Genomic DNA, 14496 nt, shown 5'->3' with positions numbered 1-14496 from the left:
AGGCGTCGTATCCACCGTGTAGGGTTCTATTGCTGTTGCTGTTCCGGAATTACCAGCCACATCTACAATAGTAATGCTTGCTCTAACATTTGAGTCTGCGGCCAAATCATAGCCATGTACACTAATGCTGAAGGTATCATCTGCTGCCACAGTACCAGTGTATTCCACATTATTTATAGTTAAGGTAACTACATCTCCAACTTTAGCATCACCACCAACCCGCCCGGTTATCTGAATCAGATTTCCAACTTCTGCTGAATTAATAAGATTATCTGCGGTTACCCCATCTAACGTAAGAACAGGAACAGGTGGTGTTGTATCTACAATCACTGGTTCCATGGTCGTTACTGTGCTTTCATTACCAGCAGCATCAAATTGTTTTATTTGAACAGCGTCATAGCTTCCCTCTGCAAGAGTAAAGCTATCTCCTGTGCCGGTATTCCAATGTTCGCCCCCATCTGTTGTATATGCCCAAGAGCCGCCTGCAACCAAAGAACTAACGTTGACTTGACCATTATTTGTTATCCCATCTGAAACTGAGGATCCTGTATCATCTGCAAGGGCAAGAGAGGGAGCACTGGGGGCAATAGTAGAAATAGGAGTAGTGGTCGTAGCAGTGGGCTCAGCATTTATTACTGCCGAGGGCGTTTCAGCAAAAAACATGGGGGTTGGATTATATCCTGAGGCATAACTGGTTGATAAGGGAGTGGTGCTAAATCCCGACGTGACCAAGCCAGAACTATACATTGGATCGAGTATAAAAGTGTTGCCGCCAGCACCCATAACTTCTGAGCCAGCTGTAGCTGCCCCCAAGCTATTAAGAATTAACGAGGGATCTATTCCTTTGGCTATAGCCTCCTGAATCAATTCTTCATTTAAATCAATTGAAGCAAATTTCAAGGCCGGAGATACTCTATCCAGATTTAACGGTTTATCCAACGATAAAGCCTCGGGAAATCCATTGATAAACTGAATGTACGCCTCACCACTTAATAAAGTGAGTACATCTCCTTGATGCAAAGGAGCTCCAGATTTAATTAAATGAATCTCTCCTTGCGGATTAATTTTCTCCAATAATCCACTTAAAGATCTGACTACACCGATAATAGCTTGGATAGACATGCCCATTCCTCAAAAAATAACTCTCCAATTTAATCATAGTCCAAGCATGTTATTGATGGTACCATTAATTGTAACAAAACAGTAAATAATTAAATCATTTTGACTTATTTTTAATCTAATTCGTAAGAATTTTTATCTTGCTGCTTTTTCAGTTAAGGCAGTTGTAACTTAACAATATATTAGTTAACAGTAAATTTTTTATTAAAAATACGATGTTAATAAGTATTAATTTTATAATTGCTAAATTGTAAAGAGATTTTGTCCACATTAAATTTGGTTACTCGTTAGTGAAACGTTCTTTTACTAACAAGAACTGAGAGTAATCATTAACTTATGAATAGGGTAAAGGTGTACAATAGTGGTGCTTGAACGCTATAGTTATATATAAAGTAAAATCGAAGGTGTTTCATGGAATGGAAAGTTCGCTTAATTAATCAATTTTATGCTTGTGATCGCTTTTTTCGTTTTGTTATCCAACATTTTATTCAAGATGAATGCGCGTACATTGCTTCTGCATTAGCCTTTACCAGTTTACTTGCGGTTGTTCCCTTGATGTCAGTGGGGTTCACCATTTTTTCTTCATTTCCGGTTTTTCATGGTTTAGCCGACCCAGTACAGAATTTTATTTTCGATAATTTTGTGCCTTCTACAGGTAAAATAATTCAAGCGTATTTACAGCAATTTTCCTCACAAGTCACAAAGCTCTCCATCTGGGGGGTTCTGTTTTTGATTGTCATGGCTCTATTAGTCATGTTTACTATCGAACGAACGATGAATAAAATCTGGCGTGTCAGTGCATCACGACATGGTGTGCCAGCTTTTTTGTTGTATTGGGCTATTTTATCTTTAGCGCCTGTGATGTTAGGGTTGAGCCTGGTAGCCAGTTCTTATTTATTTTCTATACCATTCATAATGGATCATCCGGCCCCCTCTTTTCTTCTTCATTGGTCTCCTTTTATTTTTTCTTTAGTTGGATTTACTTTTTTATACGTCATTGTTCCCAATTGCCCCGTTAAAATTCGCCATGCATTTTGGGGCGGATTATTTGCGGCTATATTATTTGAAACAGCCAAAAAAGGATTTGCTTATTTTTTAACGCAGTTCAATGCATACGAATTACTCTATGGTGCTTTTGCGTCGGTGCCTATATTTTTTATCTGGGTTTATTGGGTGTGGTTTATCACCCTGCTAGGAGCAGAAATCAGTTATGCTTTTTCCGTACATCATCAAAGACGTGGGGGAAAGGCTCTTGATGGTTTTTCTCATGCATTACTCTGGTTGCATCAGTTATGGATAGCTCAACAAAATGGTAAAGGTTTAACCTTTAATGAACTGATCGATGCCAGTAGTCAGCCCTTTGCAGTAGACGTGGATGAGATGATTAATGCATTAATTTATCAAGAACTCATTCATGCTACAGCTGATGGACATTATATGCTAAGCCGCGACCTTAGCCAGGTTTCTCTCTATGCTTTGACGCAACTACTACCTTATCGCCTCCCTACTCACCTGGAGCTGCAATATTCAAAATCGTCACTGACTGAACAATGGAGAGCAGCTTTTAGAAAAAATGATGAAGAACTACAAAAGTCGCTTAATATTAGTTTGGAAGAATTATTTAAGAATGATTAATTAGTAAATCTGAAATAGAAACACACGAGAGATCTGACTTCTCGTGTGTTACACATGTTCTAAAATAATAGTTAGAGAATATAACGTGCTAAATCTTCATCAGCAACTAACTGAGCAAGATTTTTATCTACGTAGGTTTTATCAACGTGAACCGTTTCACCAGCCTTGTCGGTTGCTTCAAAGGACACTACTTCCAATAAGCGCTCCATAACAGTGTATAAACGTCGGGCTCCTATATTTTCCATACGCTCATTGACTTGCCAAGCTACTTCAGCAATTCGTCTAATACCTGTTTCATCAAAGGTAAGTTTCAAACCTTCAGTTTCCATTAAAGCAGTGTATTGTAAGGTCAATGAAGCGCTGGGCTCAGTGAGAATACGAACAAAGTCTTCGACTGAAAGAGCAGATAGCTCAACGCGAATAGGCAATCGCCCCTGCAACTCGGCGATTAAATCAGAAGGCTTGGCTACGTGAAAAGCACCGGATGCGATGAATAAAATATGGTCTGATTTAACCATACCGTATTTAGTCGATACAGTAGTTCCTTCTACTAAAGGCAATAAATCTCTTTGTACTCCTTCTCGTGAGACATCTCCACCGCCGCTATTCTCAGAGCGTTTGGCTACTTTATCCAATTCATCAATAAATACGATTCCGTTTTGTTCAACACTTTCTATAGCTTTGATTTTAATATCTTCTTCATTAATCAGTTTCGAAGCTTCTTCTTCACGTAATATTTTCATTGCTTTCTCAATGGTCATTTTACGTGTTTTTGTGCGATGGGTACCCACTTGTTGGAACATGGACTGCAACTGGCTCGTCATTTCTTCCATTCCAGGGGGCGCCATAATTTCTATGCCAACTGGAGTAGCTGCTACATCAATTTCTATTTCATTATCATTAAGAGTTCCTTCGCGTAATTGCTTACGAAATACCTGTCTTGCAGTGCTGTCTTTATCTGCAGGAACTAATGAACCACGAGCAGGAGGAAGCAGTACATCAAGTACTCGTTCTTCTGCGGCATCTTCAGCCAAATGCGCTACCTTCTTCATTGCAGATTCACGTTCTTGTTTTATAGCAATATCCGTTAAATCACGAAGAATAGAATCGACATCACGTCCAACATAACCTACTTCGGTAAATTTGGTCGCTTCTACTTTTATAAAGGGTGCATGAGCTAATTTAGCCAAACGTCGCGCAATTTCCGTTTTTCCCACCCCTGTTGGGCCTATCATCAAGATATTTTTAGGCATTATTTCATTGCGCAAAACAGGATCTTTAATCTTCATGCGTCGCCAACGGTTCCTTAGCGCAATAGCAACGGCTCGTTTCGCATCATCCTGGCCAATAATATGTTTGTCCAGCTCTTGAACTATCTCACGCGGTGTCATCACCATACTGTTACTTGCTGTCATTGTTTAATTCTTCTATGGTTAAATTGTTATTGGTATAAATGCAGATATCGCCAGCAATAGTTAATGCTTTTTGGACTATATCTTTTGCAGATAATTTTGTATTTTCCATCAATGCTCTTGCAGCTGCCTGAGCAAAAGGGCCTCCTGAACCAATAGCTATCAAGCTTTCTTCTGGTTCAATCACATCCCCATTACCGGTAATAATTAAAGAAGCCTTACTGTCAGCAACAGCAAGAACAGCTTCAAGTCGACGTAAAATCCGATCCGTCCGCCAATCTTTGGCAAGCTCAACTGCAGCCCGGACTAAATGACCTTGATGCATTTCCAGCTTGCCTTCAAAACGTTCAAAAAGAGTAAAAGCATCTGCTGTTCCTCCTGCGAAACCAGCAATGACTTTATCTTTATATAGTCGTCGCACCTTACGTGCATTACCCTTCATAACAGTATTACCAAGGGTCACCTGACCATCACCGCCAATAACAACTTGATTGCCGCGTCTGACGGATAGTATTGTTGTTCCACGAAATTGTTCCAAGTTTAACCCCCAAATCATACCGAAAAACTATAAATGGGGATTATAAATAAAAAATCAATGGGACTAAGTAAAAAAGTCTGGCCACTTATAAAGAGATAGCCTTCGCGGAGAAAATAGTAACCAGGTAAATAGACTTCAAACTAATTGAGATTTTTATGAATACAAATACTTCACTTCTTGAACGGGTTATAAATTAGGGAAAGTGAAGGCAGCCTCAAAAGAACTTGTAGGTTGGTGCTGAGCAATAGTGAAGCCCAACAAGTTAAAGACTTAACTTGTTGGTAACCGCCTACTCTTTTTTTAAGAAGGATATGCCACGGGATAAAGGAGCTATCTCTAGATGTTCTGCCAAAGTTTGTCCTATATCAGCAAAACTATCACGACGACCTATAAAGGTTTCTTTAAAATCAGGCCCATAAGCGAGCACTGGAATATGCTCACGAGTATGATCTGAACCAGGAAAAGTTGGATCACAGCCATGATCAGCAGCAATCAGGACCAAATCACCAGGTTGCAGTAATGCATCTAACTCGGGAAGTCGGGCATCAAACGTCTCAAGAGCATGAGCATAACCTGGTACATCACGTCTGTGTCCATAAGAAGAATCAAAATCAACAAAGTTAGTAAACACCAGACTGCCGTCTGGAGCAGTTTTCATAGCAGCTAACGTCGCGTCAAACAAGGCCATATTCCCATCAGCTTTAACCGTTTGAGTAATGCCTTGGTGAGCGTAAATATCCGCAATTTTTCCAATTGCAATCACTTCACGTCCCGCTTCTTTAAGATAATCAAGTAACGTTTTCTCAGGAGGTAACGTTGCATAATCCTTACGGTTTCCAGTTCTTTTAAAAAAGCCCGGCGTTCCAGTAAAGGGACGCGCAATCACTCGTCCAATCTGATACTCATCAACTAAATGACGAGCAATCTCACAAATCTCATACAACCGTTGTAAACCAAATACTTCCTCATGGGCTGCGATTTGAAATACGCTATCCGCAGAGGTGTACACTATAGGTTTCCCGGTACGGATATGCTCCTCGCCTAACTCATCTAAAATAGCAGTTCCAGAAGCATGCCTCTCACCCAATACACCAGGTAAACCAGCCTGTTTAATAAAGGTTTCAATTAATTTCTGCGGAAAACAATGAGGCTGATCCGGAAAATAACCCCATTCAAAAGTTACCGGAACACCAGCTAATTCCCAATGCCCACTGGGGGTATCCTTACCTAAACTTTGTTCTACAGCATAACCGTAATAACCTCTGGGCTCAGGTAAAGCAGCCAAGTTAACAAAGGACGAACCCGAGCTGGACACAGTGGCATGATAGAGCCCTAATTTCGTTAAATTAGGTAGAGTTAATGGTCCTTGACGCACATCATTAATATCGCACTCGCCTCGGCTACAGGCTTCCTCAATGTGAACAAAGGTATTAGCTCCCTCATCCCCATAACGAGAGGCATCAAGACTGGCGCCAATACCAAAAGAATCCATTAATAAAATACAAACTCGTTTCGACATACTTAATACTCAACCTGGCGGCAACGGGTTTCTTGCAATCCAAAGAGCAGTAAAAAGGCAATTAATAATCCAATTGGCAATATAATTGCAGCATGCTGATAAGCTTCTAACTGATATACAGGCACTCCATTGATCAAACGCATTCCGCCATGGTTAGTTAAAAGAACGCTAAACAAGTTTTGATAAATCAAAAAACCACCTTGGGTCAATATAGAAATAACACTAACAGCAGTCGCTGTCATCATGGGCGAACTGCTTTCAGCAACTAATGCATAACTGATCACTTGAGCTGAAGTAAATAAACCCAGTAAGAAAAATAATACCGCCATTAAATTAAGGGAAACGGGAAGGTATAAAACAGCTAATAGAGTAAGCATCGATGCAAGGACCCCTATTTTCATAGGAACAATACGCAAACCTGCTTTATCGGAAAGCCAACCAACTAATGGAGCGCCAATTATAGCGCCAAAAAATAACATTCCATTAACTATAGAAGCCTGTTCAGGACTAACGCCCAAACGCTGCTCAAGGTACAAAGTACCCATCATAGCTCCAAACACAGCAATAGCCATATTCATCAAGCTTGTAAAAAGCGCTGCTCGCAAGTACTGAGTATTAAAATAAGCTTTTCTGGCCGCTGAGAGAATCTTTATTGGTGGCCCTTCTTTTTTCACAGCAATCTGCGGTCTTTCTTTTATCCAGAAAATCATCAAAACCAATATCGCAAAGCCAAGTATTCCAATATCTAAAACCGCCTGACGCCAACCTACATAAGCAACCAGTTTAGTCAAAGGATATTGAGCGAGCATCCCGCCAGTCATGGCGACAGTAACTATAGCTCCAGTGACTAGAGCCATACGCTTGGGAGGAAACCAGTGAGAAGCTAACCGAACCGGACCTAAAAAGCAAAAAGCACTACCAATACCTGTGACAAAACGACAAAACAAAGCCATATAAAAAGAATGCGAAAAAGCCAGAATAAAAGTGCTTATGACACAAAAAAACATGGCTATTAATATAGTATTTTTAATGGAGTAGCGATCCAGCACCATACCCGCAATAAACAAAAATATGACATTGGATAAATAATAGATACTCGATAAATAAGCCATTTTATCGGCTTGTATTTGAAAATCCTGCATAATGTTTGCCGCTATAGAAGCAAACATATTTCCCTGGATAAACTCATAAAAGAAAAACATCGTTGCCGCAAAACATACCAACCAAGGCAATAAGGATGATTCTATATCATCAGATCCTCTAAATTCCTCAACTATCTGCTGCATAGCCACTCCTCAACCTTATCGTTTGCAGTATGTTTCACGAGTCATTAACACGGCGACTAGAGCCGCAATTGCAGCAATAGGGAACATCCACATCGCAAACTGAAAATCAGCAATCGCATATTGTGCGCTTGCAGTACCTGCATGATGTGTTATTAGCCAACCAAAGAGTACCTGGCCTACTCCGCCCCCCCCCATAATAAGTACGGAAGCAATTCCGGTAGCAGCGCCAGTATTTTGTTCTTCATTACTTTCAGCAACCAAAGGATAGGAAATCACTTGAGTGCTGGTAAAAAACCCCAATGCAAAAAAGATAACGCTAAGCATCGTTTGTGACAGGGTTATATGCATAAATAATGGAATCATGGTAATCAAAGTAGCAAGAGCACCAAGGATCATTATCGGTTTACGACGTCCAAGGGAGTCTGATAACCACCCTACTAAAGGACAACCAATTACACTGCCCATAAAAATCAAACTGACTACATTACTGGCAGCAATATCCGGTAACTGATGTGCCACCTGCAAATAACTGGCTCCCCATAAGGCACATAAAACCATAATAGGTAGATTAAGAAAGGAAGTATAAAAGCCTGCCAACCAATTTTGGGGATTAGCCAATGCTCTTATAAAACCTGAAATTACTTGCCCTTGATTTGTATGAGTTCGCGCTGCTGAAAAGGCAGGTTTATCTTTAACAACAATATATATCCATAAGAGTAAAACAGCGCCGACAGCAGCATCAATTAATAATGCACGACGCCATCCAAAAAGCTCATAGAGATAAGCAAAAGGAGTATGAGCCATCATACCACCAATAAAAGCCATCGTAACTAATGAACCGATGACCAGAGCCTGTCTGCGCGGCGGAAACCAATGAGATACCAAAACAACACATGATAAAAAGCAAAATGCGTTGCCTATCCCGGAAAGAAAATGGAAAAACGAGGCCAAAGCAAATGAATCAGTTATAGAGAACCCTAAGGTACCCACAACACAAACCAACATGGCAATCAAAATGACGCGGCGTGTGGAAAAACGATCCAAAATAATGCCGGCGGGTAAAAGAAACAGAATATCTGCCCACAAATAAGCACTGGACATCCAACTCAATTGTGCGGCATCAATATGAAATTCATCACGTAAAGGCTGATTAATCACATCAAAGATGTTGAGCTGAAAGAATTCATACAAAAAGAAAAGGCCAGCAGACAGGCACACAATCCAAGCCATCAAGTCACCGCGAGGAGCCAAAACCCTCGAATCTACTGCGACAGAATGTGACACTGTTACTCCTATATTAAGGCCTAAAAGTTGCGGCGAATTATATCAAAATTTAAAGAGGATTGGTATCTTTATTGAACAATATCTTATTTGGCATCAAAATACCGACTTCACGACGCTTATAATGCAGCCTACAAGTAGCTACATAAGCTTCATTGCCCCCTATTAATACCTGCTCTCCCTCAACTACAGCTTCTCCTTGGGCATTGATTCTCGTATTCATAATGGCTTTGCGTCCGCAATGACAAATAGTTTTTAGTTCTATTAATTCATCTGCCCAGGCAAGCAAAAATTGGCTTCCGGAAAACAACTCTCCTTTAAAATCGGTTCGTAACCCATAAGCCAATACTGGAATTGACAGTTGATCAGTGATTTCCGTTAATTGATGCACTTGCTCACGAGTCAAAAACTGAGCTTCATCAATGAGTACACAAGCATAATTTTGCCCCTCTTGTTGCAAGCTCAAGGTAAGCTGATACAGATCATCACTCGCTTTAAAAGCAAATGCCTGCTCGGATAATCCGATACGAGAACAGATAGTACCTAACTGATATCGAGTATCTATAAAAGGGGTAAACAATAAAGTCTGCATCCCCCATTCTCTGTAGTTATGACTTGATTGTAATAATACAGTGCTTTTTCCTGCATTCATTGCAGCATAGTAGAAATAAAGTTTTGCCATAGACTTCGTAGTTTTAAAAAGAATGCCGCTACTTTACTATGAGTTAGCAACTAAGAACAGGACAATAAAACAAGAGTGTTTTTTTGTTTATATGAGTAACGGCCTTAATCAAGGTAAACTTCAAAAGTAAATCTTTTGGGATTTGGGCCACCAATTTAGAATCAATAGCCAGATAATTATCTAAATTATTGGATAATAATTTACAAAGACCTTGCCTACTTTGAGTAGATTTGGCTTTACCTCCAGAATAAAACTGAGCAGAAAAATCTGCCCCAGGCCCCCAATAAACCAAGTTACTCCCAGCTTCAGGATGTTGATTAACCCATGCTTCAATAACCGGTTTCTGAGTTCTTGCCAGCCAATCAGGTTTGATTATAAATACACTGGTAACGATTAGAAATAATGCCCCACAAAGTGCGGATAACAGCAATATCCATTTGCTTGAGCTTAAGGTTCGATTCGATCGACTCCAAATTTCAGCAAAAAATAAAGCAAATGCGGGTAAGCAAGGGAATGCATAAGGATAAATAATATTACTGGAAAAAGTAAAAAAGACTAAGGGGGCTAACATACAAAGGCATAAATAGCTCATCCACCCATCCTCATCCTGAAACAAGGAAGGCAATTTTATCCCATGTTTAACAAGCCACCCCCCCCCAATGACATTCCATGGAAATAATCCTGCCACAGCATATATCCAAATCATTCCTTTAGGTGCATGATGGGCAAAACCGTATTTATCACCGGTCCATCCTGATACCAAAAATCGATTTAAATGCTCTCCGACAATAAAATAGTTTAAAAACCCCGGGGTTCGTATTTCAGCCAAGATATACCAGGGCAGTGCGATTATCAAAACAAGCAAGGTTCCTTTAATCCAAGGCAACTGTTTCCATAAACTAACCCATTGATTGCGTAACAAAACCCAAAAAAAGATAGGAAGACCTACTAGAACAACAGCCAGTGGGCCTTTAGCCAGTAAACCTAACCCCAAGCCAATAAAAAATATGTAAGACCATAGCTTATTCTTATCAACCACGGCATGCCAAAAAGCCACCATTGAAAGAGTCGTGCAAAAGACTAAGGAGGGATCGGTCATTACCGTTCCGGCATCCAGAAAGAAAAACAACGTGCCGGCAAGAACTAAAATGGACACTGTTGCCATATTAGAACCACTATGCCTTTTAGCTAAATCCCCAATAAGCGCCAAAATACCTACCGATAAAAACAAGCCAGGTAAGCGTGCAGCAAATTCATTTATCCCAAATAATTTCATGGATAAAGCAGATAACCAAGTTGATAATGGTGGTTTAGCCCAAAAAGGAATCCCATAGTCATGCAACAAATTCACCCAATTTCCAGTTTCAAGCATCTTGCGGGCGATTTCACCATAACGAGCTTCAGTAGTGTCATTAAGAGGAATAAAATAATTTGAAATAATTCGGCATAGGAGAAGAAAAATTAATACAAACAATGCGCTATAAAAAAAATTTTTCTGAAGTAGCTCATCATTTTGTTTTTCCAACTTTAATCTCAAATTGTCCCCCTGCCAATATCTAATAGGTATTGATGAATATTCTTTAAAAAAAGCCTCCCCCATATTTTACTCTTTCGTCCCATTAATACAATTTTTTTATCCTAAATTTGAACATTTAACAACAAGAAAATAATATAAACTATTGAATAATAAATGATTTTATTTTTAAATAAAATTGTATAATGAAAATACATGACGAGCGGTTTAGTTTAGTTTACACTGATTCCTGTAAGTAATACTTACATTATTTTGTTTGGAACTAGGAGATATTGACATGACGTTTGCCCTAAAGGATTTTGATGCTTTAAAAAAACATTTTAATGATACAGTTACAGTCTTACTAAAACGAGAAGGAAAGGATCCAGAGAAAGGACACTCAATTAAAGACCTCACAAAAAGAAAAGAAGAAACATTATTTTTAAATGCAGTGCTAACCGAATTAGAAGCTCGGATTGAAGAAAATAAACCACGAAATTTAAAACCCTACGCAGAAATTTTCTACGGAGCTCAAGCTCTCATCCAGCACGACATTCAAGATAACCGAGGCTACTTAGAAAGTGATGGTTTACTTTTCAATAGATTAAATGATGGAATGGGAATTACAGAATCAGATTCCCCAGACACCTACCAACAAGCGAGACATTACCACGTATTAAACAACTTTTTAAATCTTATTTATAAAGAAGGCGACTCCAGGAATGGGCTATTAGTACCTAATGCTCTTGATGCAGTTCCTTTAGATAAATTAACTTCTTTAATCACTAAAAGTCATAAGTTGGAAGAAGCAACCCAGAAAAAAATCACTGAAGGCTATCAGACTGGCGGAAAAACAGAAGGACACGCCAACGGCTTTACTATAACGCATGATATCCCTGCTTCAGCTATTGCCTCATTCACCACCTTTGATGCCTTAAAAAAAGCGCTTGATGATCTGATTCTTGAAGAGCTTGCTGATAAAAATGTGGCTAAAATAGCCCTACTTGTCAATCCAGTAAGAGTGGCACAGCTTCAGTCGCTCCTCGCTATGGCAAACACTCTGAGTGCCTCTAAAATTAAAGCCAGTGAAAAAATGGGCATCCTTGGAGGAATGATGTTGCTCGTTCGTGAACAAATTGGCCTTGAATACGGAAAAACACCTTTTAGTAATGATGATATTCCAAAGAATATTCTGAACAATGGTTCAGTAATTCATACTGGATTAACTAAAATATTAAAAGCCAAAGAAATGAGTCGTGAAGATGCTAATGCATTGATTACTTCAGCCAAAAATTTTATGACTTACATGACCATCGAACACAGCGAAAGTAAAAGCGTAATCCAAGAAAGTGTTAGGGCAAAACATATGTTTTCTGACATCGTTGGATTTCATTTGGTCCCAGTCTTAGATTTCATGCAAAAATTAGTTAGATGCAGCAATATTGATGCACTTAACCGCTGTGTCACAACCTATAAAAAAGAACTTGAAGAGAGTGCGCCTAAAAAACCCAGCACCTCTTATACAAGTTATCTGACGAGCACTATAGGTGGTTTTTTAGGTAAAAAAGAATCAAGCAAAGAAGAAAAGAAAGATGACGCAGTAGATAAAGAAGTTGAAGCGAAAGATGAAGCAGTGACTACAGTTCCTACCTATGTTTAATCGATTTAATTTGTCGTTTAATTTTTAAATCGCCTTTTGTACCGTGTCTCGTCTATAGCAAAAGCCTAATACGAGATGCGGTATTAATGTTTCAAATCAAATTTTCCCACTACTATATTCCGTGGAATAAGCCATTTAGCTTAATTTTTGTTACAATGGAAACATTCAATAAACTTATTCTCTGAATTCCTAATGAAAATCAAATTAATTACTACCAATATTCTTCTTATCTTATCGCTTTTAGTAGTAACACCAACAGTAAGCTGGGCCCAGAAAAAAACAATTGCCATTACCATCGATGACCTTCCTTTCGTGGGAGAGTACCGAAATTTTCATTTAAATATGATTATGAATTCAATGAAAGAACAACAAGTACCTGCTACCGGATTTATAATTGCCAGGGAAATACGTAATGATAATTGGGAAGCATTGCGTAAATTCCGTGATGCCGGCTTTGGTTTGGGCAATCATACCTTTTCTCATGCAAATTTAAACAAACTTAAAGTAAAAGAATACATTCATGAAATAAAAGAAGCAGATACTATTTTATCGCCTGTTATGACTGAACCGAAATATTTCCGTTATCCCTATTTAGCCATGAGTTCGGGAAGTAAAAAAAATAAAATTTTATGTTATCTTGCCAAACATCATTATCAAGTGGCCCCCATCACCGTAGACAGCAAAGATTTTGTTTTTAATCAACGCTTATTATCAGTACCCGAAATGGATAGACGGGCCTATCTTAATGAATTAAAACCTTTTTATCTTGATTTTATCTGGCAACAAACCTTAAAAGCTGAGGAACATACTCAATACCATCGCCGCCCGGATCAAGCACAAATCTTATTAATTCATGCTAACTTACTGAACGCCTATGTTTTGCCAGATCTTATTAAACTTTATAAACAAAACGGTTACACCTTTGTTAGTCTGGAAGATGCTTTAAAAACATTTAAAGACCCTATTCGTTGTGCAAGTCTTCAATTAGCACAAAAAAAAAATTTAAAGAAAGCAGAAACTGATTTAAATATTGAATCATTTGTAGATTGGGATTAACACTTTATAGAAATCAGGAGCAAAACAGATTAAATTAATGACAAGCATCTTATTTCAGGAGAACAAGGATGATTTGTTATGCGCTGGCCACCTGCTTCAAAAACGAAGAAATTAAGTGGTATGCTCCTGAGGCTTCTTTTAATCGAAGTCGTTTGTTTGCTTCAACTAATACAGGTAAATGGAAAAAGGAAATTGCTGAGTTTTGCAGTAATCTTGCGGTAGATGAGTGTAAAACTTTTGTCAATGACAAGCATCACTTATATATTTTAAAATTGACTGTCGGCTATTGTTTCATAGCCTGTGACACTAAACTAACCTCACAACAAATCGGTTGGCTTGGACATCATCTTCTGATCAAAAAAATCTCTCCTGCTTCAGTAGCAGGTGATCTTGAAAATTACACCAAAGATGGCGAACTTGAAGCAATGAACCTCCAACATGCCAAAGAAATAGAACAAGATAAAAAAAATATAGAGCAACTTTTAGAACAAGGCCCCAAGATTGAAGACCTGATGGAAAAAATCAATAATCTGTCCCCAGTCTCTTTTCGCTTTCATCAAACCTCAAATACGTCATGTATTCTGATCTAAATAGTTGTACCTGAGTGCATAACCCGGGGTGAGAATCACGGCCATTGACTAAAACCGTTGTTCGTCAATCCCGAGGAGCTTGCGACCAGGGATCTCCTGAAATAGGCATGAGCCACATTTGGGAGATCCTTCGCTTCGCTCTGGATGACGTTGCTTAAAATGGAAATGGGGTGAGGACCACAGCTATTGACTTAAGTCGCTGTTC

The 14496-nt window shown here is 38.9% G+C and carries 12 protein-coding genes; 4 read left to right on the top strand and 8 right to left on the bottom strand.

Features of this window, described 5'->3' with window-relative positions; translation table 11 throughout:
* Nucleotides 1-1122, bottom strand: a 1122-nt coding sequence (locus tag LOX96_RS17080) for an Ig-like domain-containing protein (RefSeq protein ID WP_250456445.1), incomplete at its 3' end; no start/stop codon positions are given.
* Between the two features lie 408 nt (nt 1123-1530).
* On the opposite strand from LOX96_RS17080, the gene LOX96_RS17075 reads away from it, so the two are divergent.
* Nucleotides 1531-2754 (top strand): YihY family inner membrane protein, encoded by a 1224-nt coding sequence (locus LOX96_RS17075; RefSeq protein WP_250424688.1) that lies wholly within the window; start codon nt 1531-1533, stop codon nt 2752-2754.
* A 71-nt stretch (nt 2755-2825) separates the two neighbouring features.
* Here LOX96_RS17075 and hslU read toward each other — a convergent pair whose 3' ends face one another.
* The 7 genes from hslU to LOX96_RS17040 form a co-directional block, all read right to left on the bottom strand.
* Nucleotides 2826-4151 carry an ATP-dependent protease ATPase subunit HslU gene (hslU, locus tag LOX96_RS17070; RefSeq protein ID WP_250424696.1) on the bottom strand — a complete coding sequence of 442 codons (1326 nt, stop codon included), beginning with the start codon at nt 4149-4151 and terminating at the stop codon, nt 2826-2828.
* A gap of 4 nt (nt 4152-4155) precedes the next feature.
* Entirely contained in the window at nt 4156-4704 is a 549-nt protein-coding gene (hslV, locus tag LOX96_RS17065) for an ATP-dependent protease subunit HslV (protein WP_250424689.1), read from the bottom strand.
* Between the two features lie 289 nt (nt 4705-4993).
* Nucleotides 4994-6223, bottom strand: coding sequence for a phosphopentomutase (locus tag LOX96_RS17060; RefSeq protein WP_250424690.1), 1230 nt, complete (start codon nt 6221-6223; stop codon nt 4994-4996).
* Between the two features lie 2 nt (nt 6224-6225).
* Entirely contained in the window at nt 6226-7509 is a 1284-nt protein-coding gene (locus LOX96_RS17055; RefSeq protein WP_250424691.1) for an MFS transporter, read from the bottom strand.
* Nucleotides 7510-7524: 15 nt separating this feature from the next.
* Nucleotides 7525-8793: an MFS transporter gene (locus LOX96_RS17050; RefSeq protein ID WP_431606658.1), complete on the bottom strand. Its 1269-nt coding sequence runs from the start codon at nt 8791-8793 to the stop codon at nt 7525-7527.
* Nucleotides 8794-8842: 49 nt separating this feature from the next.
* The gene (locus tag LOX96_RS17045) at nt 8843-9472 is read right to left on the bottom strand and encodes a thymidine kinase (protein WP_250424692.1); all 630 of its coding nucleotides are present in this window, start codon (nt 9470-9472) and stop codon (nt 8843-8845) included.
* A 43-nt stretch (nt 9473-9515) separates the two neighbouring features.
* A complete protein-coding gene (locus tag LOX96_RS17040) occupies nt 9516-10997 on the bottom strand; it encodes an ArnT family glycosyltransferase (RefSeq protein ID WP_250424698.1) in 1482 nt (493 codons plus the stop codon).
* A 286-nt stretch (nt 10998-11283) separates the two neighbouring features.
* Here LOX96_RS17040 and LOX96_RS17035 point away from each other — a divergent pair, with 286 nt between their 5' ends.
* The 3 genes from LOX96_RS17035 to LOX96_RS17025 all read left to right on the top strand — a co-directional run bounded on the left by LOX96_RS17035 (nt 11284) and on the right by LOX96_RS17025 (nt 14291).
* Nucleotides 11284-12645 (top strand): type IV secretion protein Dot, encoded by a 1362-nt coding sequence (locus LOX96_RS17035; RefSeq protein ID WP_250424693.1) that lies wholly within the window; start codon nt 11284-11286, stop codon nt 12643-12645.
* Between the two features lie 192 nt (nt 12646-12837).
* Nucleotides 12838-13701 (top strand): polysaccharide deacetylase family protein, encoded by an 864-nt coding sequence (locus LOX96_RS17030; RefSeq protein ID WP_250424694.1) that lies wholly within the window; start codon nt 12838-12840, stop codon nt 13699-13701.
* A gap of 68 nt (nt 13702-13769) precedes the next feature.
* Nucleotides 13770-14291 (top strand): SNARE domain-containing protein, encoded by a 522-nt coding sequence (locus LOX96_RS17025; RefSeq protein ID WP_250424695.1) that lies wholly within the window; start codon nt 13770-13772, stop codon nt 14289-14291.
* The last annotated feature ends 205 nt before the right edge of the window (nt 14292-14496 follow it).

The sequence above is a fragment of the Legionella maioricensis genome (assembly GCF_023618015.1).
Classification (GTDB): Bacteria; Pseudomonadota; Gammaproteobacteria; order Legionellales; family Legionellaceae; genus Legionella; species Legionella maioricensis.
This window is presented reverse-complemented; position numbering and strand designations above follow the sequence as displayed.

Coding starts and splice junctions, on each gene's coding strand:
- LOX96_RS17075 (WP_250424688.1), top strand. CDS start 1,531: ATGGAATGGAAAGTTCGCTTAATTAATCAATTTTATGCTTGTGATCGC.
- LOX96_RS17060 (WP_250424690.1), bottom strand. CDS start 6,223: ATGTCGAAACGAGTTTGTATTTTATTAATGGATTCTTTTGGTATTGGC.
- LOX96_RS17030 (WP_250424694.1), top strand. CDS start 12,838: ATGAAAATCAAATTAATTACTACCAATATTCTTCTTATCTTATCGCTT.
- LOX96_RS17025 (WP_250424695.1), top strand. CDS start 13,770: ATGATTTGTTATGCGCTGGCCACCTGCTTCAAAAACGAAGAAATTAAG.
- LOX96_RS17035 (WP_250424693.1), top strand. CDS start 11,284: ATGACGTTTGCCCTAAAGGATTTTGATGCTTTAAAAAAACATTTTAAT.
- LOX96_RS17045 (WP_250424692.1), bottom strand. CDS start 9,472: ATGGCAAAACTTTATTTCTACTATGCTGCAATGAATGCAGGAAAAAGC.
- LOX96_RS17055 (WP_250424691.1), bottom strand. CDS start 7,509: ATGCAGCAGATAGTTGAGGAATTTAGAGGATCTGATGATATAGAATCA.
- hslU (WP_250424696.1), bottom strand. CDS start 4,151: ATGGTGATGACACCGCGTGAGATAGTTCAAGAGCTGGACAAACATATT.